The organism is Marinospirillum sp., from assembly GCF_014859565.1.
In genome coordinates this window covers 1-1,825 of the sequence record NZ_JACUUA010000412.1, presented here as the reverse complement: position 1 = coordinate 1,825, position 1,825 = coordinate 1, and the positions used below count along the sequence as shown (strand labels likewise).

Below are 1,825 nucleotides of genomic sequence, written 5' to 3'. Positions count from 1 at the left end.
CCTGCTGGATTTCTTGCCATAAGGGGTGATCAAAGCGCATACCCCAAGCCCCCAAGGTTTCTTTTGATTTCCGCTTTCAGCCGGTCACTTTCGGCAAACTGTTCTTTCAGCTGCTCTGTCAAACGGGTCATCTTGTCGGCAAAGGGTTCGCCGTCGTCTTCCTGTTCCTGCGCTCCAACATATCGCCCCGGAGTCAGCACAAAATCATGTTTCTGGATTTCTTCCAGGCTGGCGGCTTTGCAGTAACCGGCTTGGTCTTCGTAGTTTTCACCCTTGCGCCAGGCATGGAAAGTAGCAGCAATTTTGTTGATGTCTTCCTGAGCAAAATCACGCAGCACCCGATCACGCATAAAACCCAGGTTACGAGCATCAATAAACAGGATTTCTTTAGACTGGCGTTTGTTTTTGCTTAACAGCCAGATGCAGGCAGGTATCTGGGTGTTGGTGAACAGTTGTCCCGGCAGCGCCACCATGCACTCGACCAGATCTTCTTCCACTAGGCGTTTGCGAATTTCGCCTTCGTTGTTGGTGTTGGAGCTCATGGAGCCATTGGACAGCAGCAGCGCCATGCTGCCCGTTGGGGCTAGGTGGTGCAGCATGTGCTGCATCCAAGCAAAGTTGGCATTGCCCTTGGGCGGGGTGCCGTATTTCCAGCGTACATCTTCGGCTAGGCTCTCGCTCCACCAGTCCTTGATATTGAATGGCGGGTTGGCCATCACAAAATCAGCTCGCAGGTCAGGGTGCTGATCGTCCAGAAAGGTGTCCGCGTTTTTCTTGCCAAAGTTAAAGTCGATGCCGCGAATCGCCATGTTCATGGCGGCCAGCTTCCAGGTGGTGGGGTTGGACTCCTGCCCATACACGGAAATATGCTTTTTCTGCTCGCTGGGGTCGTAGTGTTGTTCCTTGGCGTGTTCTTCAATAAAGCGGTCACTGGAAACAAAGAAGCCGCCTGAACCCATCGCTGGGTCATACACTCGGCCAGAATAGGGTTCCAGCATTTCCACAATCAGGGTGACGATGCTTTTTGGGGTGTAATACTGGCCACCCTGTTTGCCCTCCGCCAGGGCGAACTGGCCTAAAAAGTATTCGTACACATGGCCGAGAATGTCTTTGCTGTGCAGTTGCAGCTTTACACCGCCATACACCGGCTTGGTAAAAGAGGTATCCGAGAAGGTGTTGATCAGACCCAGCAGCTTGTCATCATCCAGCTGGTATTGGCTGATGCGGTTAAGGATGCCTTTGAGCTTGGCGTTGCTCTTTTCGATTTCTTCCAGCGCGTTGTCGATTAGCCAGGACACAGAGCGGAGTTTCACTTCCTTGCCGGTTTCGTCTTCCCAAAGCACTGTTCCCAGCGGCAATACCGCTTTTTCTTTCAGCGTGATCCAACGGGCGATCTTTGGCACCCAGAAAACATTGGCTTCGCGGTAGTAGTCCAGCAGCTCCAACTCATCCGTCAGCGCCTGCTGGTAATCCGCTTCGCTATCAAAATCATCACGAGGCAGGTAATAGATATTGTCGTCGGCTTGGATTTTGAACAGCTCCAGCAGTTCCTCTTGCCGTTCTTCAAAGGCATCAGAAACATATTTAAGGAAGATCAGCCCCAACACCACATGCTTGTAGTTGGCGGCATCCAGGTTGGCACGGAGTTTATCGGCGGCTTTCCAGAGCTTGTCATCCAGCTCTTTTAAAAACTGGTTTTCCAGTTCAGAGGCATTTTTGCTCACCTTTGCTGTCTCCTGACTCAGGTGTTGAATGTCCATCAGTGATTCACCATGAAATGGTTACAAAGCAGCGCATTCAAGGCGCTCCCTTGGAATAAAAGATC

General features: G+C 51.5%; 1 protein-coding gene. It reads right to left on the bottom strand.

The annotated features are described in order from the left end of the window. Positions 1-29: 29 nt before the first annotated feature. Positions 30-1,724 (bottom strand): class I SAM-dependent DNA methyltransferase, encoded by a 1,695-nt coding sequence (locus IBX50_RS20300; RefSeq protein WP_292258205.1) that lies wholly within the window; start codon positions 1,722-1,724, stop codon positions 30-32. Between the last annotated feature and the right edge of the window lie 101 nt (positions 1,725-1,825).